Source organism: Yersinia nurmii (assembly GCF_001112925.1).
Taxonomy (GTDB): domain Bacteria; phylum Pseudomonadota; class Gammaproteobacteria; order Enterobacterales; family Enterobacteriaceae; genus Yersinia; species Yersinia nurmii.
Genome location: NZ_CPYD01000001.1, coordinates 122709 through 146470 on the forward strand (window position 1 = coordinate 122709; position 23762 = coordinate 146470).

The following is a 23762-nucleotide window of genomic DNA, read 5'->3' on the forward strand; positions in this document are numbered from 1 at the left end:
CAATCGTGGCAAAGAATTATTACGACATCACGCTGGCGCTGGCAGGTATCTGTCAGTCTGCGCGTCTGGTTCAGCAACTGGCTCACGAAGGCCAATGCGACAACGAGGCCCTGCATACTTCACTCAACAGCGTGCTGCTGACCAATCCCGATTCGACTCTTGCCGTGTACGGTGGAGATGAGAAATTCCTCACCATGGGGCTGGAAACCTTACAGGTAGTGCTGAATGCCAACCGCCAAGGCCCTAGCGCCGAACTGACGCGTTACGCTCTGAGCCTGATGGTACTGGAGCGTAAGCTAAATGCTCACCAGTCCGCCATGAGCACCTTGGGCGAACGTATCAGTCAGTTAGATCGTCAGCTCGCTCATTTTGATCTCGAGTCAGAGACTATGATGAGCGCTCTGGCCGCCATTTATGTGGATGTAATTAGCCCACTTGGGCCGCGCATTCAGGTGACCGGCAACCCGGCCATGCTGCAAAGCACCTTAATCCAGGCCAAAGTTCGCGCCGCCCTGTTAGCCGGTATCCGCTCTGCGGTGCTGTGGCAACAGGTAGGTGGAAGCCGTTTACAGCTTATGTTTTCTCGTAATCGTCTGTTCAAGCAGGCGCAGAGTATTCTTGCTCATCGTTAATATTTGATCCCAGGAGTTGCTACCGATGGAATTATCCTCACTGACCGCCGTATCCCCAATTGATGGACGCTACGGCGACAAAGTCAGCGCACTGCGCGCTATCTTCAGCGAATTTGGTTTGCTGAAATTCCGCGTGCAGGTCGAAGTACGTTGGCTGCAAAAACTGGCAGCCTGCGCAGAAATTAAAGAAGTTCCTGCTTTTGATGCCAACGCAAACGCTTACCTTGACAAGATCGTGGCAGAGTTCAATGAACAGGATGCCCTGCGCATTAAAGCCATCGAACGCACCACCAACCATGACGTCAAAGCGGTTGAGTATTTCCTGAAAGAGAAAGTTGAAAGCATTCCCGCACTGCAGGCTGTGTCAGAATTCATTCACTTTGCTTGTACTTCAGAAGATATCAATAACCTGTCTCACGCTCTGATGCTGCAAACCGCTCGTCAGGAAGTGATTTTACCTTTCTGGCGCCAGATGATTGACGCCATCAAAGCGCTGGCCCACCAATATCGCGATTTGCCGCTGCTGTCCCGTACTCATGGCCAGCCTGCGACACCATCCACCGTTGGCAAAGAAATGGCGAACGTGGCTTACCGTATGGAGCGCCAGTTCCGTCAGCTGTCTCAGGTTGAAATTCTGGGCAAAATTAACGGCGCCGTCGGCAACTATAACGCACACATCGTGGCTTATCCGGAAGTTGACTGGCACCAGTTTAGCGAGAGCTTCGTGACCTCGCTGGGTATCAACTGGAACCCGTACACCACACAAATCGAGCCACACGATTACATCGCCGAATTGTTTGACTGTGTAGCGCGTTTTAACACCATCTTGATCGATTTCGATCGTGATATTTGGGGTTACATCGCACTCAATCACTTCAAACAAAAAACTATTGCCGGTGAAATCGGTTCTTCCACCATGCCGCACAAAGTTAACCCGATCGACTTCGAAAACTCCGAAGGTAATCTGGGTCTTTCTAACGCCGTATTGGGGCATCTGGCGAGCAAACTGCCGGTTTCCCGCTGGCAGCGCGACCTGACCGACTCTACCGTACTGCGTAACCTCGGCGTGGGTCTGGGCTACGCGTTGATCGCCTATCAATCAACGATGAAAGGCATCAGCAAGTTGGAAGTCAACGAGCCTCATCTGTTGGACGAACTGGATCACAATTGGGAAGTGCTGGCAGAGCCGATTCAAACGGTTATGCGTCGTTATGGCATTGAAAAACCCTACGAAAAACTGAAAGAGCTGACTCGCGGAAAACGCGTTGACGCCGCCGGTATGCAAGCCTTTATCGATGGTTTGGCGCTGCCAGAAGCAGAAAAAGTTCGTTTGAAAGCCATGACGCCAGCCAATTATATTGGCCGTGCCGTCGCTCTGGTTGATGAACTGAAGTAAGTCTTTGCAGCAGGCGGCTCCCCGTCGCCTGCTTATTTTTCAGTATCCTACTCTCTGCCGTTTAACTTTCATTTACTTACACTGCCCCCTCGTTGAATAAAGGTTTAGTTCTCCCCGTTGATAATTGCCTTCTGACATTCAGGGAATCACAATCATAGGAGCAGTTATGTTCAGAAAATCTTTATTAGCAGCGGCACTTATCACTACCAGCACTTTGGCTATCGCGGATGATTACACCTTTATCGGCGGCGGGTTCCAGTTCGGTTCCATCGATAATAAGCAAAATTTCGATAAGCAATTTAACCAATCCGGCACCAGCCACATTGGTAGCGACAAAATGCGCGGTTTCTACTTAAACGGCGGTTATGGCTTTGAAAACAATCTGTTCATGACCGCTCGTCTGAGCGCTATCGCAGATAACGATCGTGGTATGGGTGATGGTTTGCTCGGCGTGGGTTATCATTTCGCTCTGACGCCAGATGCGGATATGTACCTGCTGGCCGGTGCAAGCCGCCATGCAATGCTGTACGATGTCAAGAAAGATGGTAATAAAACAGAAGCTTACAACAGTGCGACCGGTGAAGTGGGTATCAAGACTAAATTGACCCAGGACATTGGCTTAGACGTTGCCTATCGCCTGGCGGAATATGATAGCAAGATGTATCACGAAGCACGTATTGAGGCGAGCTATGCCCTAACGCAAAGTCTGGCTGCTGAAGTCGGTTATACCTACCATAACTGGAAGGTAGACGATCAGATTGGTCAGGTTGGTTTGCGTTATACTTTCTAAGCCATCAATCTCACCCTTATTTTTCCGGGTAAGTTTTTACCCGGCCCAAGCTTTTTGAGGAATTTGGTATGCGCGTTTTAGTCGTAGAAGATAATGCTCTACTGCGTCACCACCTCTCGGTACAGATGCGCGAGATGGGACACCAGGTCGATGCCGCCGAAGATGCGAAAGAAGCCGACTATTTTTTGCAGGAACATGCTCCGGATATCGCCATTATCGATCTCGGCCTGCCAGGTGAAGACGGGCTAAGCCTGATTCGCCGCTGGCGTAGTCATCAAACCAAGTTGCCGATTTTGGTATTGACCGCTCGTGAAAGCTGGCAGGATAAAGTGGCGGTACTGGAAGCCGGTGCCGACGATTACGTCACCAAGCCCTTCCATCTGGAAGAAGTCATTGCCCGTATGCAGGCATTAATGCGCCGCAACAGTGGTCTGGCTTCGCAGATTATCGAATTCCCACCGTTCCTGATCGATCTTTCTCGCCGCGAACTGTGCGTGAATCAGCAACAAATCAAACTGACCGCTTTTGAATACACCATTATCGAAACTTTGATTCGAAACGCAGGTAAAGTTGTCAGTAAAGACACGCTGATGCTACAGCTCTACCCCGACGCTGAATTACGCGAAAGCCACACCATCGATGTATTAATGGGCCGTTTGCGCAAAAAATTGCAGGTTGAACACGAAAAAGAAGTTATCACCACTATCCGTGGCCAAGGCTACCGGTTTGATGCCAACTAATCGCCATGTTTAAATCGAACAGTAAACCGTTCTCTCTGCGCGCCCGCTTCCTGATGGCTACGGCGGGCGTGATTCTGGCGCTTTCGCTTTCCTACGGAATGGTGGCGGTGGTGGGCTATATTGTTAGCTTCGATAAAAACACCTTCCGCGCTCACCGGGGGGAAAGCAATCTGTTCTTTAGTCTGGCTCAATGGCATGACAACAAACTCAGCATTACCATTCCTCCTGAGCTGGAGCTGAATGTTCCTACGCTAGTACTGATTTATGACCATAACGGCAACATTCTGTGGCGACAGCGCCATGTGCCTGAACTGGAATCTCATATTCAGAAAAGCTGGCTTAGCAAGCCCGGATTCTATGAGTTGGATACCGGTACCGAAATCAGTAGCGCGGTGTTAGGCGACAACCCCAAAGCGCAGGATCAGCTGAAGAAATACGACGATACCGACGCCAGCGCACTAACGCACTCGGTTTCTGTCAACACTTATCAGGCGACCGATCGCCTTCCCGCCTTAACCATTGTGGTAGTAGATACCATTCCGCAAGAGCTACAGCGTTCGGATATGGTATGGAACTGGTTTAGTTATGTGCTACTAGCCAACCTGCTGTTAGTTGTCCCCCTATTGTGGCTGGCGGCGTACTGGAGCCTGCGCCCTATCAAAGCTTTGGTCAGTCAAATCAGCCAACTGGAAAAAGGCGAGCGGGAACAGTTGGATGAGAATCCGCCGCGCGAGTTGCTCAGCCTGGTGCGAAATTTGAATATTTTGCTGACCAACGAGCGCCAGCGTTATACCAAATACCGCACAACGCTTTCCGATCTGACCCACAGTCTAAAAACCCCGCTGGCGGTGCTGCAAACTACGCTGCGCTCATTGCGCTCCGGCAAACAGACCACTATCGAAGAAGTGGAGCCAATCATGCTGGAACAAATTAGCCGAATCTCCCAGCAGATTGGCTATTATCTCCATCGCGCCAGCATGCGCTCTGAACACAATGTATTAACTCGGGAAATCCATTCAGTTCCGGCGCTATTAGATAGTTTATGCAGTGCATTAAATAAGGTTTATCAGCGTAAAGGCGTCGTACTCACCCTAGATATCTCCCCCGAGGTCACTTTTATGGGAGAGAAAAACGACTTTATGGAAGTGATGGGTAACGTGCTGGAAAATGCCTGCAAATACTGTCTCGAGTTCGTGGAAATTACCGCCCTGCACTCGGAAAAACAGTTAACCATCGTTGTGGACGATGATGGGCCTGGCATTCCGGAAAGCAAGCGCGAAGTGATTTTCCAACGCGGTCAGCGGGTAGATACCTTACGTCCTGGGCAAGGGCTAGGATTATCCGTCGCGGCAGAAATTATTGAACAGTATCAGGGGCGAATTTCCGTCACCGACAGTCCCTTAGGCGGAGCTAAAATGCTGGTAACCTTTGGGCGGCAGCAAGATCATCATCACGACGAATAATTCATAACCGAACTCAGTTACCAGATAAATTTCGCAAACTCTCTGTGCGGACGTAGAAAACCGCCCGCATTTTCTGCATACAGTGCCATTCCTACAAAATTTGCCGCCCTGCCCCTGATACTGTCACGCGCCATCCGTTATAATCATTCGCAAGTTCACTCAATCCCTGGGATAAAAAATGGATTACCAACTCGATCTGGATTGGCAAGACTTCCTGAAACGCTATTGGCAAAAGCGCCCCGTGCTCCTGAAACGCGGCTTTAAAAACTTTATCGACCCCCTATCTCCCGATGAATTAGCCGGTCTGGCTATGGAAACGGAGGTGGATAGCCGTTTGGTCAGCCATCAGGAAGGTCGCTGGCAGGTCAGCCACGGACCGTTCGAGAGCTACGATCATTTGGGGGAAACCAATTGGTCCCTGCTGGTCCAGGCCGTTGATCATTGGCATGAGCCATCCGCAGCGCTGATGCGTCCGTTCCGCGCGCTATCCGACTGGCGAATGGATGATCTGATGATCTCCTATTCCGTGCCGGGCGGCGGCGTTGGCCCTCACTTTGACCAATATGACGTGTTTATTATTCAGGGGACGGGCCGCCGCCGTTGGCGCGTAGGTGAAAAAGTGCCGATGAAACAGCACTGCCCACATCCTGATTTACTGCAAGTCGGTCCATTCGACGCCATTATCGATGAAGAAATGGAGCCGGGCGATATTCTGTATATTCCACCGGGATTCCCGCACGAAGGCTACGCGCTGGAAAACGCGCTGAACTATTCCGTCGGGTTCCGTGCGCCAAACGGCCGGGAACTGGTCAGCGGTTTTGCCGATTACGTGCTAGCTAGAGAGTTAGGCAGCAAGCGTTATAGCGATCCAGATCTGAAGCTACGCAATCGTCCGGCGGACGTATTGCCAGAGGAAATGGATACGCTACGACAAATGATGCTGGAATTGTTCCAACAGCCTGAGCACTTCCAACACTGGTTTGGCGAATTTGTGTCCCAGTCTCGCCATGAGCTGGATATTTCGCCGCCGGAACCGCCTTATCAGGCCGGTGAGATCTATGAGTTGCTGAGCCAAGGTGAAGAGTTGCATCGCCTGAGTGGACTACGGGTTATTCGCGTAGGTGATAATTGTTTTGTTAACGGCGAATTGATCGATACTCCGCACCTGCCAGCAGCCGATGCTTTGTGCCAACACTTTAGCATCAGCGCCGAAATGCTCGGTGATGCATTAGACGAGCCGTCCTTCTTGGCAACGCTGACCGAGCTGGTTAACAGCGGCTACTGGTATTTCCGCGATTAGCGGGTGAGATATCCGGCTGTTTAAAGCTAAAAAAATGCCCCTTAGGTTTTGACCTGAGGGGCGTTTTTATTGGGTGAAGCTTTACGGAACACACGTTTATTTATCGCGAGATTACTTCATCAACACTGCGTTTTTCTCGCTCTGTGATGCAGCGTTTTTAGCCCGTAGCGCGGTTAATTCGGCGATACGCATAATCACTGACACCGCCTGCTCCATCCCTTCCAGCGTAATGAACTCATGTTTTCCATGGAAGTTATAACCGCCGGTAAAAATATTCGGGCAAGGCAAACCGCGGAACGACAGCTGAGCGCCATCGGTACCACCACGAATCGGTTTCATAATAGGCTCGATATCGCAATCGCACATCGCCTGTTGTGCCAGTTCAATAATATGCGGATGCTGAACTATGTGTTCACGCATATTGTAATAACTGTCATCGATAATGATTTCGATGTAACAATCGCGATGTAATCCTTTACCGACCTGTTTGGCAATATCCACCATATTTTTCTTACGCGCTTCGAAGCCGTCGCGGCTGAAATCACGCAGGATATAATGCATTTCAGCCCGTTCTACCGTACCTTTAATACTCTGAAGATGGTAAAACCCCTGATAACCTTCGGTATTTTCTGGGGTTTCATCTGCCGGCAGCGACTGATGATAACGAGTGGCCAAGGACAGCGCATTGACCATAACCCCTTTGGCACTGCCGGGATGGACATTATTGCCAACAATTTTGATGGTCACCGAGGCCGCGTTGAAGTTTTCATATTCCAGTTCACCCACACCACCGCCGTCCACGGTATAGGCCCATTCAGCATTAAAGGCTTTTACATCGAAAAATTGTGCGCCTTTCCCCACTTCTTCATCCGGCGTAAACGCCACTCGAATCGTGCCGTGGGGAATATTGTTCTCTTTGAGACGCACAATAGCGGTGATGATCTCGGCAATACCCGCCTTATCATCGGCACCCAATAAGGTTTTACCATCGGTGGTAATCAGAGTGTGTCCAAGCAATTGGTGCAACACTGGGAACATTACCGGCGACAGAATTTCATCGCCCATACCCAGCGCGATATCGCCGCCGCGATAGTTCTCCACTATTTGCGGATTGACATTTTTGCCACTGAAATCAGGTGCGGTATCCAAATGGGCAATAAAACCGATGGTGGGTACTTCCCAGTCAACGTTCGCCGGTAACGTTGCCATCACGCAGCCGTGCTCGCTCAAGGTAACCGGCTCAAAGCCCAATGCCAGCAGTTCTTGTTGCAACGCTGCCGCCAGCTTACGTTGCCCATCGGTGCTCGGCACGGATTTTACCTTAGCTTTTGATTGTGTATCGAAAGAGACATAGTTAAAAAAGCGATCGAGTAATTTGTCCATGGTTCCCACCCTCAAAATGATGGATATCATTATGGGGAAGTGATCACGATCAAATATTGCGTCAGGTCAGTTTTAAACAAACTTAAGCCAGAATAATAACGCTATGACAGAAATGACACAGGGACATCGCTAGGACGCCCCTGCATAAAAAATGTGGTAATCCCTGAGGAAGTTATTCGCCTTCGCGGTTTTCTCCACGAGTAGTAAGAAACTCGCGGATATACTCCGGCACCACTTTGCTGGCTAAGCCGTAATGTTTTTCCTCGAACTGGCTTTCTACCTGACTCGGTTCCAGATTCAGTTCTACGGTATGTGCGCCATTCAACGCCGATTCATGTACAAAACCTGCCGCCGGATAAACATGGCCGGAGGTACCAATGGAAATAAAGAAATCAGCCTCAGCCAACGCCTGATAAATATCATCCATCCCCATCGGCATTTCGCCAAACCAGACAATATGCGGGCGCAGCGGCGAAGGGAACTGGCAACAATGACAACGCTCATCGGCACTAAGATCGCCCGGCCAATCCAGAACCTGACCAGATTGAGTGCAGCGTACTTTGAGTAATTCACCGTGCATATGAATCACTCGTTTACTGCCGGCCCGTTCATGAAGATTATCGATATTTTGCGTAACCAGCAGGAAATTATCGCCTAATACCGCCTCCAGATCTGCTAGCGCGAAATGTGCAGCATTGGGTACCACTTCCGGCTGCTGTAGCTGACGCCGACGCGCATTGTAAAAAGCCTGCACCAGCTCAGGATCGCGCTGATAGCCTTCCGGCGTCGCCACGTCTTCAACTTTATGTTCTTCCCACAGACCGTCCGCCGCGCGAAAAGTACGAATTCCTGACTCAGCAGAAATACCCGCGCCGGTGAGTACGACCACGAAAGGTTTCTTCATTTCTGAACTGGCGGGACTATCACGGTGGAAAATACGAGAGCGAAAACGTTGATGACGCAGATGCTTATTCTTGCGAAACCGACACAGCCGATGGCGAATGCGCATAACCTATTGCCTCTTTTGCTTTATTTATAATGGTTTTCTATCAGACAAATGCAAAAACGCCGCGCCACGCACCCCGCCAGCATCGCCATAGCGAGCTTTCTCAATGCGCGGTAAACGCGCAACGGGGAGCAAATGCGCAGCTAAACGCTGCGGTAATGCCTGATAAAGGTGTTCAAAGTTCGACAATCCGCCGCCTATCACCACCAAATGTGGGTCGATAATGGTCAGCAGATTCCCCAGACAAATCGCCAGAACGGCGATAAAGCGTTCGACATGCTCTGTGGCCTGCGCATTACCGGCGTAATAATTTTCGATAATGCGCGTAGCGGGTAGCCTTTCGCCGTAGAAATGGGCGTACATCCATTCAAAACCACGGCCGGAAATATAGTTTTCAATACAGCCGTACTGGCCGCAACCGCAGTGAACCCGGGGAATATCTGCGCCCAAAACGTCGAGCGCATCAATTGGCAGGCGAAAGTGACCGAATTCACCGCTGATATGGTTGCGTCCGGTAATCGCCTGACCGTTGAGAATAATACCACCGCCAACGCCGGTGCCCAGGATAATCCCCAGCACGCTGGGATAAGACTGGAATTCTGGATCCCAGGCTTCGGATAAAGCGAAACAGTTAGCATCGTTGTCGATACGAACCTCCCGCCCAATCAGCCGGGAAAGATCGGCTTGCAACGGCATACCCATCGCCGCCGGTACGTTCGCGGTAAACAGCGTGCCGTCGTCATTGGGTAAACCGGGAATACCAATCCCTACGCTGCCCTGCGTGCCGCAAAACTCATCGGCTTCGTGGGTGAGTTCCGTCAGTACCTGCAACAATTGCTGATAATCTTGTTTTGGCGTTGGAACACGTTTTTGCCAAATACGTTGTAGATCGGCATCAAACACGCCCATTTCAATTTTGGTACCACCCATATCAAAACCGTAATACATAGCTTTACCTTTATTCAGTAAACGGTTTATCAGTACCATTCAGTTCCGGCTAAAACAACCGGATTCCTTGTCTATTGTGATCGCGCTGTTACTGCCCGCTTAATACCCGCGCAGGGTCAATACGGCTGGCGCGACGGGCCGGATACCAACTGGCCACTAGACTTAGCACAATGGCCGTGGCTAATACGCAGGCCACGTCGAACCAATGCAGTTCTGAAGGTAGATAATCAATAAAATAAATATCGCTGGACAGGAAATGGTGACCAATCAACGTTTCCAATCCACTGATAATATTGGTTAACTGCAATGAAGCGACGACACCGACCACCACGCCGCTGATACTTCCCACCAGCCCGGCCAGCAGGCCGTACCAAATGAAAATTGCCCGAATCAGTCCGTCTTTGGCACCCAAAGTTCGCAGCACGGCAATGTCACTGCTTTTATCTTTGACCGCCATCACCAGCGTAGACACAATGTTAAAACTGGCCACGCCCATCACCAGCACCATAGCTAAATACATAATGGTGCGAATCATTTGAATATCGCGATACATATAGCCGTAAGTGCCAATCCAACTGCTGTAATTCACATAAGCATTGGAGGCTTCTGCCGCGCTGCGCGTTAGATTATTGGCATTGAAAACGTCGTTAAACTTCAGTGCAATACCGGTCACGCTATCGCCCATATCCAGATACTGCTGGGCATCGCTGAGGGGAACCATCGCCAGACTGTGATCCAATTGACCGCTGAGCTGGAACACACCGGCAACCTGCAGACGAATGCGCTTCGGCTGCAATAGCTTCATTTCCGGATCGCTGTTTGGGATCATCACCGTCAGCCAAGAACCTTGCTTAACCCCTAATGCGTCCGCTAGCCCTTTGCCTAAAATCACCTGCTGCTGACCAGCCTTAAACTCTTGCCAAGCGTTATTCTGTACAAACTGCGGTAACGCACTGAGTTTTTCTTCCTGCTCCGGATTGACGCCTTTGACCTGCACCGCCCGTAATTGGTTGCCATTCTCCATCAGGCCAGTGAAATCAATATAGGGTGCCGCCGCCGCGACGCCGGGCACTTTTTCGATCCGCTGTAGGCTCGCATTCCAAGCGTTAAATGGTTGGTCGAGGAAAACGATCTGACCGTGTGGAACCACGGCAAGAACGCGGTTTTTCAACTCACGTTCGAAGCCGTTCATCGCACTCAGGCCGATAATCAACACCGCGACGCCCAAGGCAATACCCAGAGTGGAAATGATCGAAATCATCGATACCATACCGCCGCGACGGCGACCACGACTAAACCGCAAACCGATTAGCAGTGAAAGAGGTGAACTGCGCATTACTCCGCTCCCACCAACGTCAAATTTTGCTGTAGCTGACCGTCACGCATTTCCAGCTGGCGGCTCATCCGTTTTGCCAACTGCAAATCATGAGTCACCACCAGAAACGCCGTCCCCTGACGTACGTTCAGCTCACCTAACAGATTGAAAATACTGTCGGCGTTGCGCTGATCGAGGTTGCCGGTTGGCTCATCCGCCAATACCAGCGATGGGTTATTCACCAGCGAACGGGCAATCGCTACGCGCTGACGTTCACCGCCAGAAAGCTCGGAAGGACGGTGCTGACTGCGTGGCTCCAGCCCCACCGCCGCCAGCATTGCACGCGCTTTATCCTGTGCTTCTGCCGGTTTGGTCCCGCCGATCAACAACGGCATCGCCACGTTTTCCAACGCGGTAAAATCTGGAAGCAAATGGTGGAACTGGTAGATAAAACCGAGCTCGCGGTTACGTAATTCCGCTTTGGCGGCGGAAGAAAGCTGACTCAGTGAGCGCCCCTGATAAATGACTTCGCCGGAGGTTGGCGAATCTAATCCGCCCAACAGATGCAGCAGCGTACTTTTGCCGGAGCCGGAGCTACCGACGATCGCCATCATTTCACCCGGCTGAATGGTAAAGGTCACATTACGCAATACGTCGGTATGAAGTTGCCCTTCCTGATAGCGTTTGCACAGGTTTTCGCACTGCAATAAAGGTTGGTTACTCATAACGTAAAGCCTCAGCGGGTTGAGCGGCGGCAGCGCGCCAAGAAGGATAAAGCGTGGACAGCAACGCAATGGCCATAGCCAACAGCGCAATCACCGTCACTTGTAGCGGATTAATGGCAACCGGTAGCGCCGCGCCGTCTAACAGCAGGCCCAGAACCGGCATCAGCACATTGAGCTGACTGGCGAGTAAAATGCCTAATCCCGTGCCGAGCAACGCGCCAATTACCCCGGCGCTGGCCCCTTGTACCATAAACACCAGCATAATCTGGCGTCGGGTCAACCCTTGGGTTTGCAGAATCGCCACTTCCCCTTGCTTCTCCATCACCAGTAATCCCAGTGAGGTAATAATATTAAACGCAGCAACGGCGATGATCAGGCTCAGCAATAGCCCCATCATGTTTTTCTCCATGCGTACAGCCTGGAACAGCTCGCCTTTACGCTCGCGCCAGTCTTTCCACACCGTGCCCTCCGGCAGGTTTTGCTGGCTGAGAGAATCTACTTGCAACGGCTGATCGAGGAACAAACGCCAGCCGGTGATATTCCCCGCCGGGTAGCGCATCAGACGAGAAGCATCCTGCTGATTCACCAGCAATTGATAGTCGTCGACTTCACTGCCCGCGGCAAAGGTGCCAATTACGTTAAACAGACGCTCACTGGGAATGCGCCCCATCGGCGTAAACTGGCTGGCACTGGGCACCATCAGACGAATGGTTTCACCGCGGCTTACGCCCAGTTTTCCCGCCAGCTTTTCACCCATAATCAGGTTATATTGACCCGGTTGCAGATCACGCAAATGTACATTCACTAACGAATTGGTTAGGGGCTCGTGCTGATCGGGATTGACACCCAGCATTACGCCGACGTTCACGCTACGCGGGCTTTGCAACACCACTTCACCGGTGGTCAAAGGCACAATATCGCTAACGCCACTCAGCCCTTTTAGCGCCGAGACGGGGATTTTTTCCGGATCGAGAGAGCCTTTTGGCGCGGTAATCAACGCCTGTGGCATCAGCCCCAGAATATTATTCTGCAAGTCCCGCTCAAAGCCGTTCATCACCGATAACACCGTTATCAGCGCCATCACGCCCAAAGTAATGCCAATGGTGGACAGCCAGGAAACAAAGCGGCCAAAGCGGTCAGAAGCACGCCCGCGCATATAACGCAGGCCAATAAATAGTGCGACAGGTTGATACATGAAATCTGTTGAGATCCTGTTGCTAAAGCAAAGTGATCGAGGATAATAAAGCGTACCGTCGCTTTATGGAACCACTAACAGCCTATATCTCCGGCTTTTATTCCAGAAATAGCGCCAATTCCACAGCCTTGCTGTCGTCGCATGCTAGGATAGGCAATATTGTTATTGCCACAGTGCTGAACCAAAGAGATTGCTTAACTGCTTATGTCCCAACAATACCGTTACTCATTGCCTGAGCGCCGTGGCGATATACGCCAGTTAGGCCAGTTAACCGGCGCGGCCTGCGCCATCGAATGCGCCGAAATTATTGAACGCCATCCGGGACCGGTGATGTTAATCGCGCCGGATATGCAAAACGCCTTGCGCCTGCGGGATGAAATTCAGCAATTTACTTCCCACAGCGTCACGACTTTATCCGACTGGGAAACGCTGCCTTACGACAGTTTCTCCCCCCATCAGGATATAATTTCCGCCCGTTTATCCTGCCTGTATCAGTTACCGGCGATGAAACGCGGCGTAATCATTCTTCCTGTAAACACTCTGATGCAGCGGGTCTGTCCTCACGAATTCCTACACGGCCACGCGCTGGTCATGAAAAAAGGCCAGCATTTATCTCGCGATACACTGCGCTCCCAATTGGAGCAAGCTGGCTATCGCAGCGTAGACCAGGTGATGGAACACGGCGAATTTGCTACCCGCGGAGCGCTTTTGGATTTATATCCAATGGGCAGCGAAGAACCTTATCGCATTGATTTCTTTGATGATGAAATCGATAGCCTGCGGGTGTTTGACGTTGACTCTCAACGCACTCTGTCAGAAGTGGAACACATCAATTTATTGCCTGCTCATGAGTTTCCTATCGATCAGGCCGCCATTGAGCTATTTCGCAGCCAGTGGCGCGAGCAGTTTGAAGTCCGACGCGACCCTGAACATATTTATCAACAGGTGAGCAAAGGCATCTGGCCTGCGGGTATTGAGTACTGGCAACCGCTATTTTTCAGTCAGGCGTTACCCACCCTATTTAGCTACCTGCCGAACAACACTTTATTGGTGAATACCGGCGATCTGGAAGCCGCCGCCGAGCGTTTCTGGCAGGATGTCAATCAGCGTTATGAAAGCCGTCGCATTGATCCCATGCGGCCTTTGCTGGCACCGGAAACCCTGTGGCTGCGAACTGACGGTCTGTTTAGCGCGCTAAAAGACTGGCCGCGCATTCAGCTTAAAACTGACGTTCTGCCGAAAAAAACCGCCAACACCAATCTGGATTATCAGGCGTTGCCTGTCGTCGCGGTACAGGCTCAGGCGAAAGCTCCGTTAGATAACCTACGCCGCTTTATTGAAGGCTTCAGCGGCAGCGTCGTGTTCTCGGTAGAAAGTGAAGGCCGACGCGAGACTCTACAGGATTTACTTGGCCGGATTAAATTACGCCCGACGCTAATTTCCCGTTTGGATGAAGTGAAAAAAACCGGTCACTATCTGATGATCGGCGCGGCGGAACGCGGTTTTCTCGATAATATTCGTCAGATAGCGCTGATTTGCGAAAGTGATTTACTCGGTGAACGAGTGAGCCGTCGTCGCCAGGATAATCGTCGCACGATTAATACCGATACGCTAATTCGCAATCTGGCGGAACTGCGTCCTGGCCAGCCGGTGGTGCATCTGGAGCACGGCGTTGGCCGTTATCTTGGCCTAACAACGCTGGAAGCCGGTGGAATCAAAGCAGAATATCTGATTCTGACCTATGCCGGGGAAGACAAACTGTATGTACCGGTCTCCTCCCTACACCTGATCAGCCGTTATTCTGGCGGCGCTGATGAAAACGCGCCGTTGCATAAACTGGGCGGTGACGCCTGGACCCGTGCCCGTCAGAAAGCCGCGGAGAAAGTTCGGGACGTAGCCGCTGAGCTGCTGGATATTTACGCCCAGCGTGCGGTGAAGTCCGGCTTTAAATTCAAACAGGATCGCGAACAATATCAGCTGTTCTGCCAAAGCTTCCCGTTTGAAACCACGCCGGATCAGGAACAAGCGATTAATGCGGTGCTGAGCGATATGTGCCAGCCGCTGGCGATGGATCGTCTGGTATGTGGTGACGTCGGCTTCGGTAAAACCGAAGTAGCAATGCGCGCGGCTTTCCTTGCGGTGAATAATAATAAACAAGTGGCGGTATTAGTGCCGACCACCCTGCTGGCGCAGCAGCATTTTGATAATTTCCGCGATCGCTTTGCTACTTGGCCGGTTCGTATCGAAATGCTTTCTCGTTTCCGCAGCGCGAAAGAGCAGCAGGTGATTCTGGAGCAGGCGGCAGAAGGGAAAGTCGATATTCTAATTGGCACCCATAAATTGCTGCAAAGTCACTTACGTTGGAAAGATCTGGGCCTGCTGATTGTGGATGAAGAACACCGCTTTGGCGTGCGCCACAAAGAGCGAATCAAAGCCATGCGCGCCGATGTGGACATTCTGACGTTGACCGCGACGCCGATTCCTCGCACGCTGAATATGGCGATGAGCGGTATGCGCGACCTATCGATTATTGCCACGCCGCCAGCGCGCCGTCTGGCGGTCAAAACCTTTGTGCGTGAATACGACAATCTGGTAGTCCGCGAGGCCATTCTGCGTGAAGTCTTACGCGGAGGGCAGGTTTATTATCTGTACAACGACGTTGAAAATATTGAGAAAGCAGCTCAACGTTTGGCAGAACTGGTGCCAGAAGCCCGCATTGCTATTGGTCACGGTCAGATGCGTGAGCGAGATTTGGAACGAGTGATGAATGATTTCCATCATCAACGCTTTAACGTTTTGGTCTGTACCACAATTATTGAAACCGGTATCGATATTCCTAGCGCCAATACCATTATTATCGAGCGGGCAGATCACTTCGGTCTGGCGCAGCTGCATCAGCTGCGCGGCCGCGTCGGTCGTTCTCACCATCAGGCCTACGCTTACCTGCTGACACCCAATCCGAAAGCCATGACGACCGATGCCAAAAAACGGCTGGAAGCCATTGCTTCACTGGAAGATCTTGGCGCCGGTTTCGCTCTGGCAACTCACGATCTGGAAATCCGTGGCGCAGGGGAACTGTTAGGTGAAGATCAAAGCGGCCAGATGACGACCATTGGTTTCTCACTGTATATGGAACTATTGGAAAGCGCGGTCGATGCGTTGAAAGAAGGGCGCGAACCGTCGCTGGAAGACCTCACCAGCAACCAGACCGAAATCGAAATGCGTATGCCGGTGCTGTTGCCCGATGATTTTATTCCTGATGTAAATATCAGGCTTTCATTCTATAAACGTATCGCCAGCGCCCGCGACGACGTCGAGCTGGATGAACTGAAAGTCGAACTGATCGATCGTTTCGGTCTGTTACCAGATGCGGCGCGATTCCTGCTGCAAACCGCTTCGTTACGTCAACATGCGCACAAACTGGGCATTAAACGGATTGAAGGCAATGAACGCGGTGGTTTTATCGAGTTCGGCGAGAAAAACAAGGTCGACCCGGTATATCTGATTGGTTTATTGCAGCGTCAGCCGCAGATATTCCGATTAGAAGGCCCAACCAAGCTGAAGTTTATGCAGGATTTGAGCGATCGGACCAAACGCTTGAAATTTGTTGAGGACCTGCTGGCTTCTTTCGAGCAGCACCGTATCGCTTAACGACGCGGTTATCAGGTTGGCCTCGATAAGTATTGATGTAGATAATAGTGTTGGCGCGGTAAAGTCAGAAGGAAACCCGCGTCAATGCTAATGCCACTCGCTTAACGCTAGGCCGGACAACCGCCCTAACTGACTATTAAACGATCAGAACTAACACTACACCGCGGGCTCTTGTTACGAGGTTTTGGACAACAAATATTTCGTTATGCTCGATTATTCAGAATCAGTTGACCATTTTTATCGACAGGGATCTGCGTACCTGGATCACGATCCATACGAATTTTTCCCTGCTGATCGCCAATTTTGTAGGTGACGTCATATCCCAGCATTTTCTGCGATTTGTCATACACCGTCTGGCAACGCTGCTGCGTGGTGGTGTAAGTGTCGCTTTCTTGCATATTGCTTTGCACCCGGTTACCGGCGTAACCACCGGCTAACGCGCCTGCCACGGTTGCGATATCTTTACCGCGACCGCCACCCACCTGATGCCCCAATACCCCGCCTGCGACAGCGCCAAGTACCGATCCTGCAATTTGGTTTTCATCCTGCACCGGTTTACGGTGAGTGACCGTAACATTGCGGCATTCTTTACGTGGCGTTTTAACCGTTTCCTTTATTGGCGTAGCGGCTATCACCTGTGCGTACTGAGGACCACTAGAAAATACATCCATACTTGCCACTGCGGCTATTCCCAGAGCGGCAGCTATACCAATACCCACGCCTGCTAACATTGATTTGTTCACAGGAAATCCTCCTAAAATGTTACCACGCAATTTATGCCGTAGACTCCGTACCGCAGTACCTTCGCCTAACGGCGATAAATCTGACAGCGGCCTCGTCAGTTTGAACTTCGGGCGTCGGCGTGCGTGACTCGCCTCTGTGTTCGGGAGTGAGTCTGCACAATGTCATTTAGGACAGCAATAAGATAAATACGCCAAATCAGCGGAAACTACGGGGAAACTGTGGCTTTAGGACGAATCTTAGCAAGCTATTAAATGTAACGAAGGGTTTTATGCTAAAAGTTTAACATTAGGTGCGCAATCTCAGCATACGACTGGATAAAACCGCCAATGTTGTCCCCACCGAATTGATGACCAAAACAGCGTCATTGCGACACCTGCCCATCTCTCCGCCAAGTCTTAGGCTAACTTTCCCTGACGCACACCATCGGCTCGAATGATTTTTACATCGCGCGCGGGTCGCTGATGTTCTGCTGACCTGCGGTTCTGACCTCACCATTTTTTCAGCAATAAAAACTGAACCGATCTTGTCAGATTTCCGCCAGCTCCAGCCGCTGAACGTTGACAATTCCGGGTTGGTCCGCCGCGACAATATCCAGCTGCACCGCCCGAACGCCCGACTTCTGACGTAATCCATTCAACCAATCTAGTAGAGAATTAAAGGGCAAGGGTTCCAGCCATATCTGAACGAACCCTTCCCGCTCCTGAATACGCTTCAACGTAATCTTGTGCTCGGCGGCGCTGGTGCTGATTCTTTGTGATAATGAGGTCACAGAAGCGTTCTCTGCCATTGATTGGGTTTGCTGACGCCACGCGCTAATTTCCGGAGCCGCGGCGCGCATTTTGGCAATCAACGCTCGTTGCTGCTGCAATACTCCTTCTTGCTGCGCGATCTGTCGGGTTAAAGGCTGCCATACTCCCCAATAGTATCCTGCCAAAATCAGGCTACAGAGCGCGACACCAATCAGCCATTTCTCCCGAGTCGAGCGAGGCTGCCAGTGATGTGTCAGAATGTCCCCTCCAATGGACATTCCATTTGATACCACTCGTTGATACAAAGGCCGTAAATTAAGACGCATTATTTTGCTTCCTTTTCAAAGTCATTCCCCCTGTAACCCGTTCATTATCCTGCAGCAGCGCATCTTGTTTGACGGAAAATACAGTCGCCAGATTTTCCCGTAGCGCCTCAAAGGTCGCAAAATCGTCGGCTCGCAGCCTGAGATGCAATTCCTGCCGCAGCTGATCAAATTTCATTCCCTGAACATCTACCTGCTTCAGTATTCCTTTAGACTCAAGCGTTTCCACAATCAGGGGCAGAATCACCAGCAGTTCGTCCTCTGCGACCCCGTTTTCCGCCTCCCGCAGCGCGACATTGAGCTGCGCCCGTAAATTAACGATGCGCCGCTGTTCGGGGAACAAATGGCGGAAACTCTCCTCGGCTACCGTGCGAGTCTGCTGCGCGCGTTCCGTGACACTCCACAATGACACCAGACGTTCCACTGTCATGACCCCGACAAGCACTATTAACGACGTAATCGTCGGACGCCAACGCTCCCACTGTTTCTGATAGTTGACTCGTGGTTTCCAGCGACCACAGAGCAAACCCACAACGGTAGTCTGAGGCGCGGGCAGTGTTTCTGACGTCGTTTTCTCAATACCGCACGAATCCAGCGCCGCCGCCAGCGCCATAGGCAGCTCACCGTAAACGCCGAGCTGGCTCACCGAATCACTGTCACGTAACTGTGCCTTTAGTAAGTACGGAGCAAGGGATGATTCTGCGCTCCATCCTTGCCATTGCTTGGTGCGAAGCAGACAGCGCTCGCCGCTCACCAGCAGATGGCCTTCTGGCAACGCCAGCCAGTCCGGCAATAACGTTGTCGCCAATATTTCGCCCTGATGCAGCCACTGAGTAAGATGCTGCATTTTCTGATGATTGATCACCGCAACGGTGGCCAGCTTTTCATCTATTTTCAGTATGGAAAAATGTAAATCATCAATGTCTTCGCATAAGTCTTCCTCTAACAGCGCAGGGATAATTTTCTCTGCCTGTTTTCTGGAGACTCTAGGCAATTCGACTTGACGAACACCGGCCCATTCTCCGGGGAAAAACACCCGAATCGCATCGAATTTCGGCCATTGCGTCAACATATCCTGCGCCGCCTGTGGGGAAATCCATTCCCCATCAGTTTCTGGTACTAACGGCGTATCCGAGTCACGTCGCCATTTGATCGGCTGCGCTTCGCCAAGGGGGAAAAAAAGATTCAGAGATTCACTCACTCCACTTCTCCTGTCTGATGCCACTGCACATCAAATTTTTGCGCGCCATTCCGCACGATCAAAGACTGCAGGGCCAAGCTCACGTCGTTAGCCTCACTTCAGGCACGCAGCCAAAAGTAGCGGCGATTCAGACTCAACATCGGCAGCCCAATAACTGTCCCACGCTTCTCCCCCTTTTTCCGGCCGCTGCTGCAATAGCATCCGCGTCTAAGGGGCGCTAAGCTAGGGGGGTAAATAACGCCACCAGAATGACACTGTGAGCGACATGTCGGGTATTAACATTAATGCTTTGCCTTGTCATGGGTAGTGTACATACCAGAGGCTTAATCCTTTGATAAACATCCGCACCCATTCCCTGAATAACACTTAATGCGCGGATATCCTCCAGCGGCTGGTTAGGTGCAAAGAAAGGAATTGGGCGAGCCAGATATTCCCGGTTTCTCTGTCCTACCGGGTTTGTACTGAGGTATCACGATCGACAAACTCCCACAGACTGTCCGTAATCATTCCTGCCCGATAAGGGGAAATGTTCTGCCGAGTTATCAACGCGATAAGCTGATGTGATGCCTACGGTTGCTAGATCTGTTTGGTCTCCAGGTTAAAACAAGCCTGCGTGTCCAACAGTTCCAGCATGATTTTTTCCTCAGGAATAAGGAAAATCCGTCCTCCTGACGCCCAAGGCTGCGCCAGCTGTCAGCGCTCAATGCACTGCTGACATTTCAAGCACAATATCCTCGATTTGATACGCTAAAACTCTCTGATAAGAATCCGAATAACCACTCGCAAAAACGGATAAGCCTCCGAAAACAAAAAACCGCCGTCACACTGTGACGACGGTTCTCTGTGCTACTACAAGGTTTAACTTCCCAGAACTCAATTTCCGGGTGTCAGATTCACTAAGCGAATACTGAGTTCGGGCTATTAGTGCAGTTTTAACCGAGGGCGGATCACTCGGTTTATCCCGCCTACCAGCATCATCAGGCCGGTTTTGGTATAGCCGTGTAACGCCACCTGATGCATACGATACAGGGAGATATACACCACACGTGCCACGCGCCCTTCTACCATCATTGAACCGCGCATCAGGTTACCCATCAGGCTACCAACGGTGCTGAATTTAGACAGGGAAACCAATGAGCCGTGGTCTTTGTACACGTAAGGTTTCAGACTTTGACCATTCAGCAACGCCAGAATGTTGCTGTAGCAGCGGCTGGCCATCTGGTGAGCCGACTGCGCGCGCGGAGGCACAAAACCGCCGTTTGGTTGCGGGCAAGAGGCACAGTCGCCGATAGCGAAAATGTTTGGATCGCGAGTGGTTTGCAACGTTGGTTCAACCACTAACTGATTGATACGGTTAGTTTCCAGTCCGGCGATATCTTTCATAAAGTCAGGCGCTTTGATACCTGCCGCCCACACCATCAGGTCAGCGTTGATCAATTCACCGTCTTTGGTATTCAGACCTTGACTGTCTGCACTGGTAACCATGGTTTTGGTCAATACACGCACGCCCAGCTTGGTCAGTTCCTGATGAGCCGCAGCGGAAATACGCGGTGGCAACGCAGGAAGAATGCGCTCACCGGCTTCCACCAGCGTCACGTTCAACGCCTGATTGTCCAAGCCTTCGAAACCGTAGCTGTGCAGTTGTTTAACTGCGTTATGCAGCTCGGCAGACAGCTCCACGCCGGTTGCACCGCCGCCAACAATAGCAATGTTAACCTTGCCTTTTTCACCCGGCTGCGCGGAATATTTCAGAAACAGATTCAGCATTTCGTTGTGGAAACGATGCGCCTGATGCGGGTTATCCAGGAAAATACAGTTTTCCTTCACGCCCGGCGTGCCGAAATCATTAGATGTACTGCCCAACGCCATCACCAAAATGTCATAAGACAATTCACGCTCAGTCACCAGCACGTCACCCTGCTCATCGCAGATTTTGGCCAGGCTGACAGTTTGGGTTTCCCGATTAATATTGGTTAATGAACCCAGTTGGAAATTGAAATGATGGTTGCGAGCATGAGCCAGGTAGCTCAGCGCATCAACCCCGTCATCTAGAGAGCCCGTTGCCACTTCGTGCAACAATGGTTTCCACAAATGACTGTGGTTGCGATCGACCAGAACAATCTCCGCTTTTTTACTGCGGCCCAGTTTATGGCCCAGGCTGGTCGCCAGTTCCAGTCCGCCGGCACCACCACCAATAATAACGATTTTTTTCTTTGGCGTTGTCAAAATGACCCCCTAAATGTGAACCAATTGTTAGCTAAGGGTAAATGAATAATATCCTTAGATAACATAGGGTTCGCTTGAGTTAATTCAATTATCTGACCTCAGAATATCATGCAGGGTTATTTGGTCATACCAAAATTGATATATATCAATTTATTTTGCTGAAAGACGCGGCGAGTGGATTTTTTCTAGAAGAATATTCAAATAGTTAGCGATAGATCACAGTTTACCAATTTCATACTTTTTTACCAAAAATCACCGCTTACCGATGGCTTTGGGAAAGAAAAAGCCCGAAGTCACCGTCAAAAAACGATCGCTTCGGGCCTTGAGTATGAGAAAAAAATGTTAACCGAGAGTTTTAAATGCCTTGATCCGCTGCAGGTGAACGGAAAGATCTTTAAACTTGTGCCCCTGCTTTTCATCCCAGACGATTTCGTAATAAGGGTGCAATTCTGCCGCCGTGCGCTGACTGTCCAACGCCTCATCGTGACGGGAAAGCACCGCTAAGCAACGATCGCGGTTTTTCTCACGAAAATCCTGCACGCACTTGGTCGCGATATCTAGATACTCTTCCGGGCGATCGATTTTACCGCTCATATTTTCCTGCGGGAACAGATTCGGGTTAAAGGCCACCTGCCGAATTCCGCATAGAAAACCGATGCGTTCTGCCCAAAACCCGCCCAAACCTACGCCACAAATCAGGGGATGACTGTCACCGCCCTGCTGAATAGCTTTGTCCACTTCCTTCAACAAATGCTGCATATCGTGCCGGGGATGTAAGGTGCTGTAGCTGATAAAACGCACATCCGGATCGATGAACTGTAATTGCAGAACCTTTTCGTGATTGCCGGGACTGGTTGAATCAAAACCGTGTAAATAGACGATCATCTTTATCCTCGCTACGACAGGGTAAATCGCACCGGACACACCCCGGTACGTGCTAGTTCCCTAACCCTTGTTTATGGGCGTCCCACCGCTCGCTGAGCGCCGTTAACGCTTTATTGGCCTGCTGCCAGCGTGGAGAACCAAGTAGCTCTTCGCGACTGAACTGCCCACGATGATATAACCGACTCAGCTTGTCTGCTTTGACCGGAGACAGGTTATCCAGCACGCTGACGGCCCCCTGGCGGTTATTGCACACCAGAATCATATCGCAACCCGCATCCAGAGAGGCCTGCCCGCGCTCCGCATAGCCGCCCATGATCGCCGCGCCTTCCATTGAGAGGTCGTCTGAAAAAATAATGCCCTCAAAACCGAGCTCCTGACGCAATACCTGCTGGAGCCAATAAGCCGAGCCACTGGCTGGACGCGGATCGGCATCGGTGTAGATCACATGAGCGGGCATAATGGCATCCAGCAGGTTACGCTGAATCAGCTCACGGAATATAACCATATCATGTGCACGGATTTCTGCCAGTGGACGCGTATCTCTCGGCGTTTCTTTATGGGAATCAGCGGTCACCGCACCGTGGCCGGGGAAATGTTTTCCGGTGGTCTTCATACCTGCACTGTGCATTCCTAAAATAAAGCGTTCGGCCATTTCCAGCGCCTTTTGCGGGTCACTGTGGAATGAACGCTCGCCGATAGCGGCGCTAACGTGGCCAATATCCAATACCGGCGCAAAGCTGATATCAATATCCATGGCAATCATTTCAGAAGCCATCAGCCAACCGGCTTCTTGCGCTAAACGCCCGGCGGTTTCCTTATCGTTGAGAGCCGCAAAAGACTGCGCCGCAGGCAAACGCGTAAAACCTTCTCGGAAGCGTTGTACCCGCCCGCCTTCCTGATCGACCGCCACAACCAGCCGCTGGCGGGAGGCCGCGCGAATCTGTCGCACCAGCTCACGCAACTGATCGGCATCGTGGAAGTTACGGCTAAACAAAATCAACCCGCCCACCAGCGGATGCTGCAAGATTTCGCGTTCTTCGGCATCCAGCTCGTAGCTGGCAACATCTAACATGACAGGACCCACAACTAC

General features: G+C 51.2%; 19 protein-coding genes and 1 pseudogene. 7 read left to right on the forward strand and 13 right to left on the reverse strand.

What is annotated here, in order from left to right; translation table 11 throughout:
• The first annotated feature begins 5 nt into the window (after window positions 1–5).
• From hflD to AD970_RS00565, 6 genes are all read left to right on the forward strand, one after another.
• Entirely contained in the window at window positions 6–632 is a 627-nt protein-coding gene (gene hflD / locus AD970_RS00540; protein WP_049596395.1) for a high frequency lysogenization protein HflD, read from the forward strand.
• A gap of 25 nt (window positions 633–657) precedes the next feature.
• Window positions 658–2028: an adenylosuccinate lyase gene (gene purB / locus AD970_RS00545; protein ID WP_049596396.1), complete on the forward strand. Its 1371-nt coding sequence runs from the start codon at window positions 658–660 to the stop codon at window positions 2026–2028.
• A gap of 166 nt (window positions 2029–2194) precedes the next feature.
• Window positions 2195–2818: an outer membrane beta-barrel protein gene (locus tag AD970_RS00550; RefSeq protein WP_049596397.1), complete on the forward strand. Its 624-nt coding sequence runs from the start codon at window positions 2195–2197 to the stop codon at window positions 2816–2818.
• 68 nt (window positions 2819–2886) lie between these two features.
• Window positions 2887–3558 carry a two-component system response regulator PhoP gene (gene phoP / locus AD970_RS00555; RefSeq protein WP_049596398.1) on the forward strand — a complete coding sequence of 224 codons (672 nt, stop codon included), beginning with the start codon at window positions 2887–2889 and terminating at the stop codon, window positions 3556–3558.
• A 5-nt stretch (window positions 3559–3563) separates the two neighbouring features.
• Entirely contained in the window at window positions 3564–5021 is a 1458-nt protein-coding gene (gene phoQ / locus AD970_RS00560; RefSeq protein ID WP_049596399.1) for a two-component system sensor histidine kinase PhoQ, read from the forward strand.
• Window positions 5022–5199: 178 nt separating this feature from the next.
• Window positions 5200–6321, forward strand: a complete 1122-nt coding sequence (locus AD970_RS00565; RefSeq protein ID WP_049596400.1) for a ribosomal protein uL16 3-hydroxylase — start codon at window positions 5200–5202, stop codon at window positions 6319–6321.
• A gap of 111 nt (window positions 6322–6432) precedes the next feature.
• On the opposite strand, the gene pepT is transcribed toward AD970_RS00565, so the two are convergent.
• The 6 genes from pepT to lolC all read right to left on the reverse strand — a co-directional run bounded on the left by pepT (window position 6433) and on the right by lolC (window position 12893).
• Window positions 6433–7704 (reverse strand): peptidase T, encoded by a 1272-nt coding sequence (gene pepT / locus AD970_RS00570; protein WP_049596401.1) that lies wholly within the window; start codon window positions 7702–7704, stop codon window positions 6433–6435.
• Between the two features lie 172 nt (window positions 7705–7876).
• Window positions 7877–8713, reverse strand: coding sequence for a Sir2 family NAD+-dependent deacetylase (gene cobB / locus AD970_RS00575; RefSeq protein ID WP_049596402.1), 837 nt, complete (start codon window positions 8711–8713; stop codon window positions 7877–7879).
• A 24-nt stretch (window positions 8714–8737) separates the two neighbouring features.
• A complete protein-coding gene (gene nagK / locus AD970_RS00580; RefSeq protein ID WP_049596815.1) occupies window positions 8738–9658 on the reverse strand; it encodes an N-acetylglucosamine kinase in 921 nt (306 codons plus the stop codon).
• Window positions 9659–9746: 88 nt separating this feature from the next.
• The gene (gene lolE / locus AD970_RS00585; RefSeq protein ID WP_049596403.1) at window positions 9747–10994 is read right to left on the reverse strand and encodes a lipoprotein-releasing ABC transporter permease subunit LolE; all 1248 of its coding nucleotides are present in this window, start codon (window positions 10992–10994) and stop codon (window positions 9747–9749) included.
• On the reverse strand, window positions 10994–11698 hold the full coding sequence (lolD, locus tag AD970_RS00590; RefSeq protein WP_049596404.1) for a lipoprotein-releasing ABC transporter ATP-binding protein LolD: 705 nt from the start codon (window positions 11696–11698) through the stop codon (window positions 10994–10996). Before lolD ends, lolE begins: the two co-directional genes overlap by 1 nt.
• On the reverse strand, window positions 11691–12893 hold the full coding sequence (gene lolC / locus AD970_RS00595; protein WP_049596405.1) for a lipoprotein-releasing ABC transporter permease subunit LolC: 1203 nt from the start codon (window positions 12891–12893) through the stop codon (window positions 11691–11693). Before lolC ends, lolD begins: the two co-directional genes overlap by 8 nt.
• A gap of 204 nt (window positions 12894–13097) precedes the next feature.
• On the opposite strand from lolC, the gene mfd reads away from it, so the two are divergent.
• Window positions 13098–16544: a transcription-repair coupling factor gene (gene mfd / locus AD970_RS00600; protein ID WP_049596406.1), complete on the forward strand. Its 3447-nt coding sequence runs from the start codon at window positions 13098–13100 to the stop codon at window positions 16542–16544.
• Between the two features lie 203 nt (window positions 16545–16747).
• On the opposite strand, the gene AD970_RS00605 is transcribed toward mfd, so the two are convergent.
• From AD970_RS00605 to nagZ, 7 genes and pseudogenes are all read right to left on the reverse strand, one after another.
• Window positions 16748–17287, reverse strand: coding sequence for a glycine zipper 2TM domain-containing protein (locus tag AD970_RS00605; RefSeq protein ID WP_049596407.1), 540 nt, complete (start codon window positions 17285–17287; stop codon window positions 16748–16750).
• A 527-nt stretch (window positions 17288–17814) separates the two neighbouring features.
• Window positions 17815–18363 carry a type II secretion system protein M gene (locus AD970_RS00610; RefSeq protein WP_049596408.1) on the reverse strand — a complete coding sequence of 183 codons (549 nt, stop codon included), beginning with the start codon at window positions 18361–18363 and terminating at the stop codon, window positions 17815–17817.
• Window positions 18353–19561: a type II secretion system protein GspL gene (gene gspL, locus AD970_RS00615; RefSeq protein WP_049596409.1), complete on the reverse strand. Its 1209-nt coding sequence runs from the start codon at window positions 19559–19561 to the stop codon at window positions 18353–18355. Before gspL ends, AD970_RS00610 begins: the two co-directional genes overlap by 11 nt.
• A 217-nt stretch (window positions 19562–19778) precedes the next feature.
• Window positions 19779–20006: pseudogene (locus AD970_RS20480) on the reverse strand (type II secretion system minor pseudopilin GspK); the annotation flags it as partial.
• A 476-nt stretch (window positions 20007–20482) separates the two neighbouring features.
• Window positions 20483–21787, reverse strand: a complete 1305-nt coding sequence (locus AD970_RS00620; protein ID WP_049596410.1) for an NAD(P)/FAD-dependent oxidoreductase — start codon at window positions 21785–21787, stop codon at window positions 20483–20485.
• A 342-nt stretch (window positions 21788–22129) separates the two neighbouring features.
• Window positions 22130–22672, reverse strand: a complete 543-nt coding sequence (ycfP, locus tag AD970_RS00625; protein ID WP_049596411.1) for an alpha/beta hydrolase YcfP — start codon at window positions 22670–22672, stop codon at window positions 22130–22132.
• A gap of 52 nt (window positions 22673–22724) precedes the next feature.
• A complete protein-coding gene (gene nagZ, locus AD970_RS00630) occupies window positions 22725–23744 on the reverse strand; it encodes a beta-N-acetylhexosaminidase (RefSeq protein ID WP_049596412.1) in 1020 nt (339 codons plus the stop codon).
• Window positions 23745–23762 lie beyond the last annotated feature (18 nt).

What these genes read in the sequence shown, in the direction of transcription:
- mfd (WP_049596406.1), top strand. Translation starts at nt 13,098, where the DNA reads ATGTCCCAACAATACCGTTACTCATTGCCTGAGCGCCGTGGCGATATA.
- pepT (WP_049596401.1), bottom strand. Translation starts at nt 7,704, where the DNA reads ATGGACAAATTACTCGATCGCTTTTTTAACTATGTCTCTTTCGATACA.
- ycfP (WP_049596411.1), bottom strand. Translation starts at nt 22,672, where the DNA reads ATGATCGTCTATTTACACGGTTTTGATTCAACCAGTCCCGGCAATCAC.
- lolC (WP_049596405.1), bottom strand. Translation starts at nt 12,893, where the DNA reads ATGTATCAACCTGTCGCACTATTTATTGGCCTGCGTTATATGCGCGGG.
- AD970_RS00550 (WP_049596397.1), top strand. Translation starts at nt 2,195, where the DNA reads ATGTTCAGAAAATCTTTATTAGCAGCGGCACTTATCACTACCAGCACT.
- purB (WP_049596396.1), top strand. Translation starts at nt 658, where the DNA reads ATGGAATTATCCTCACTGACCGCCGTATCCCCAATTGATGGACGCTAC.
- lolE (WP_049596403.1), bottom strand. Translation starts at nt 10,994, where the DNA reads ATGCGCAGTTCACCTCTTTCACTGCTAATCGGTTTGCGGTTTAGTCGT.
- nagK (WP_049596815.1), bottom strand. Translation starts at nt 9,658, where the DNA reads ATGTATTACGGTTTTGATATGGGTGGTACCAAAATTGAAATGGGCGTG.
- phoQ (WP_049596399.1), top strand. Translation starts at nt 3,564, where the DNA reads ATGTTTAAATCGAACAGTAAACCGTTCTCTCTGCGCGCCCGCTTCCTG.
- lolD (WP_049596404.1), bottom strand. Translation starts at nt 11,698, where the DNA reads ATGAGTAACCAACCTTTATTGCAGTGCGAAAACCTGTGCAAACGCTAT.
- phoP (WP_049596398.1), top strand. Translation starts at nt 2,887, where the DNA reads ATGCGCGTTTTAGTCGTAGAAGATAATGCTCTACTGCGTCACCACCTC.
- cobB (WP_049596402.1), bottom strand. Translation starts at nt 8,713, where the DNA reads ATGCGCATTCGCCATCGGCTGTGTCGGTTTCGCAAGAATAAGCATCTG.
- AD970_RS00610 (WP_049596408.1), bottom strand. Translation starts at nt 18,363, where the DNA reads ATGCGTCTTAATTTACGGCCTTTGTATCAACGAGTGGTATCAAATGGA.
- AD970_RS00565 (WP_049596400.1), top strand. Translation starts at nt 5,200, where the DNA reads ATGGATTACCAACTCGATCTGGATTGGCAAGACTTCCTGAAACGCTAT.
- nagZ (WP_049596412.1), bottom strand. Translation starts at nt 23,744, where the DNA reads ATGTTAGATGTTGCCAGCTACGAGCTGGATGCCGAAGAACGCGAAATC.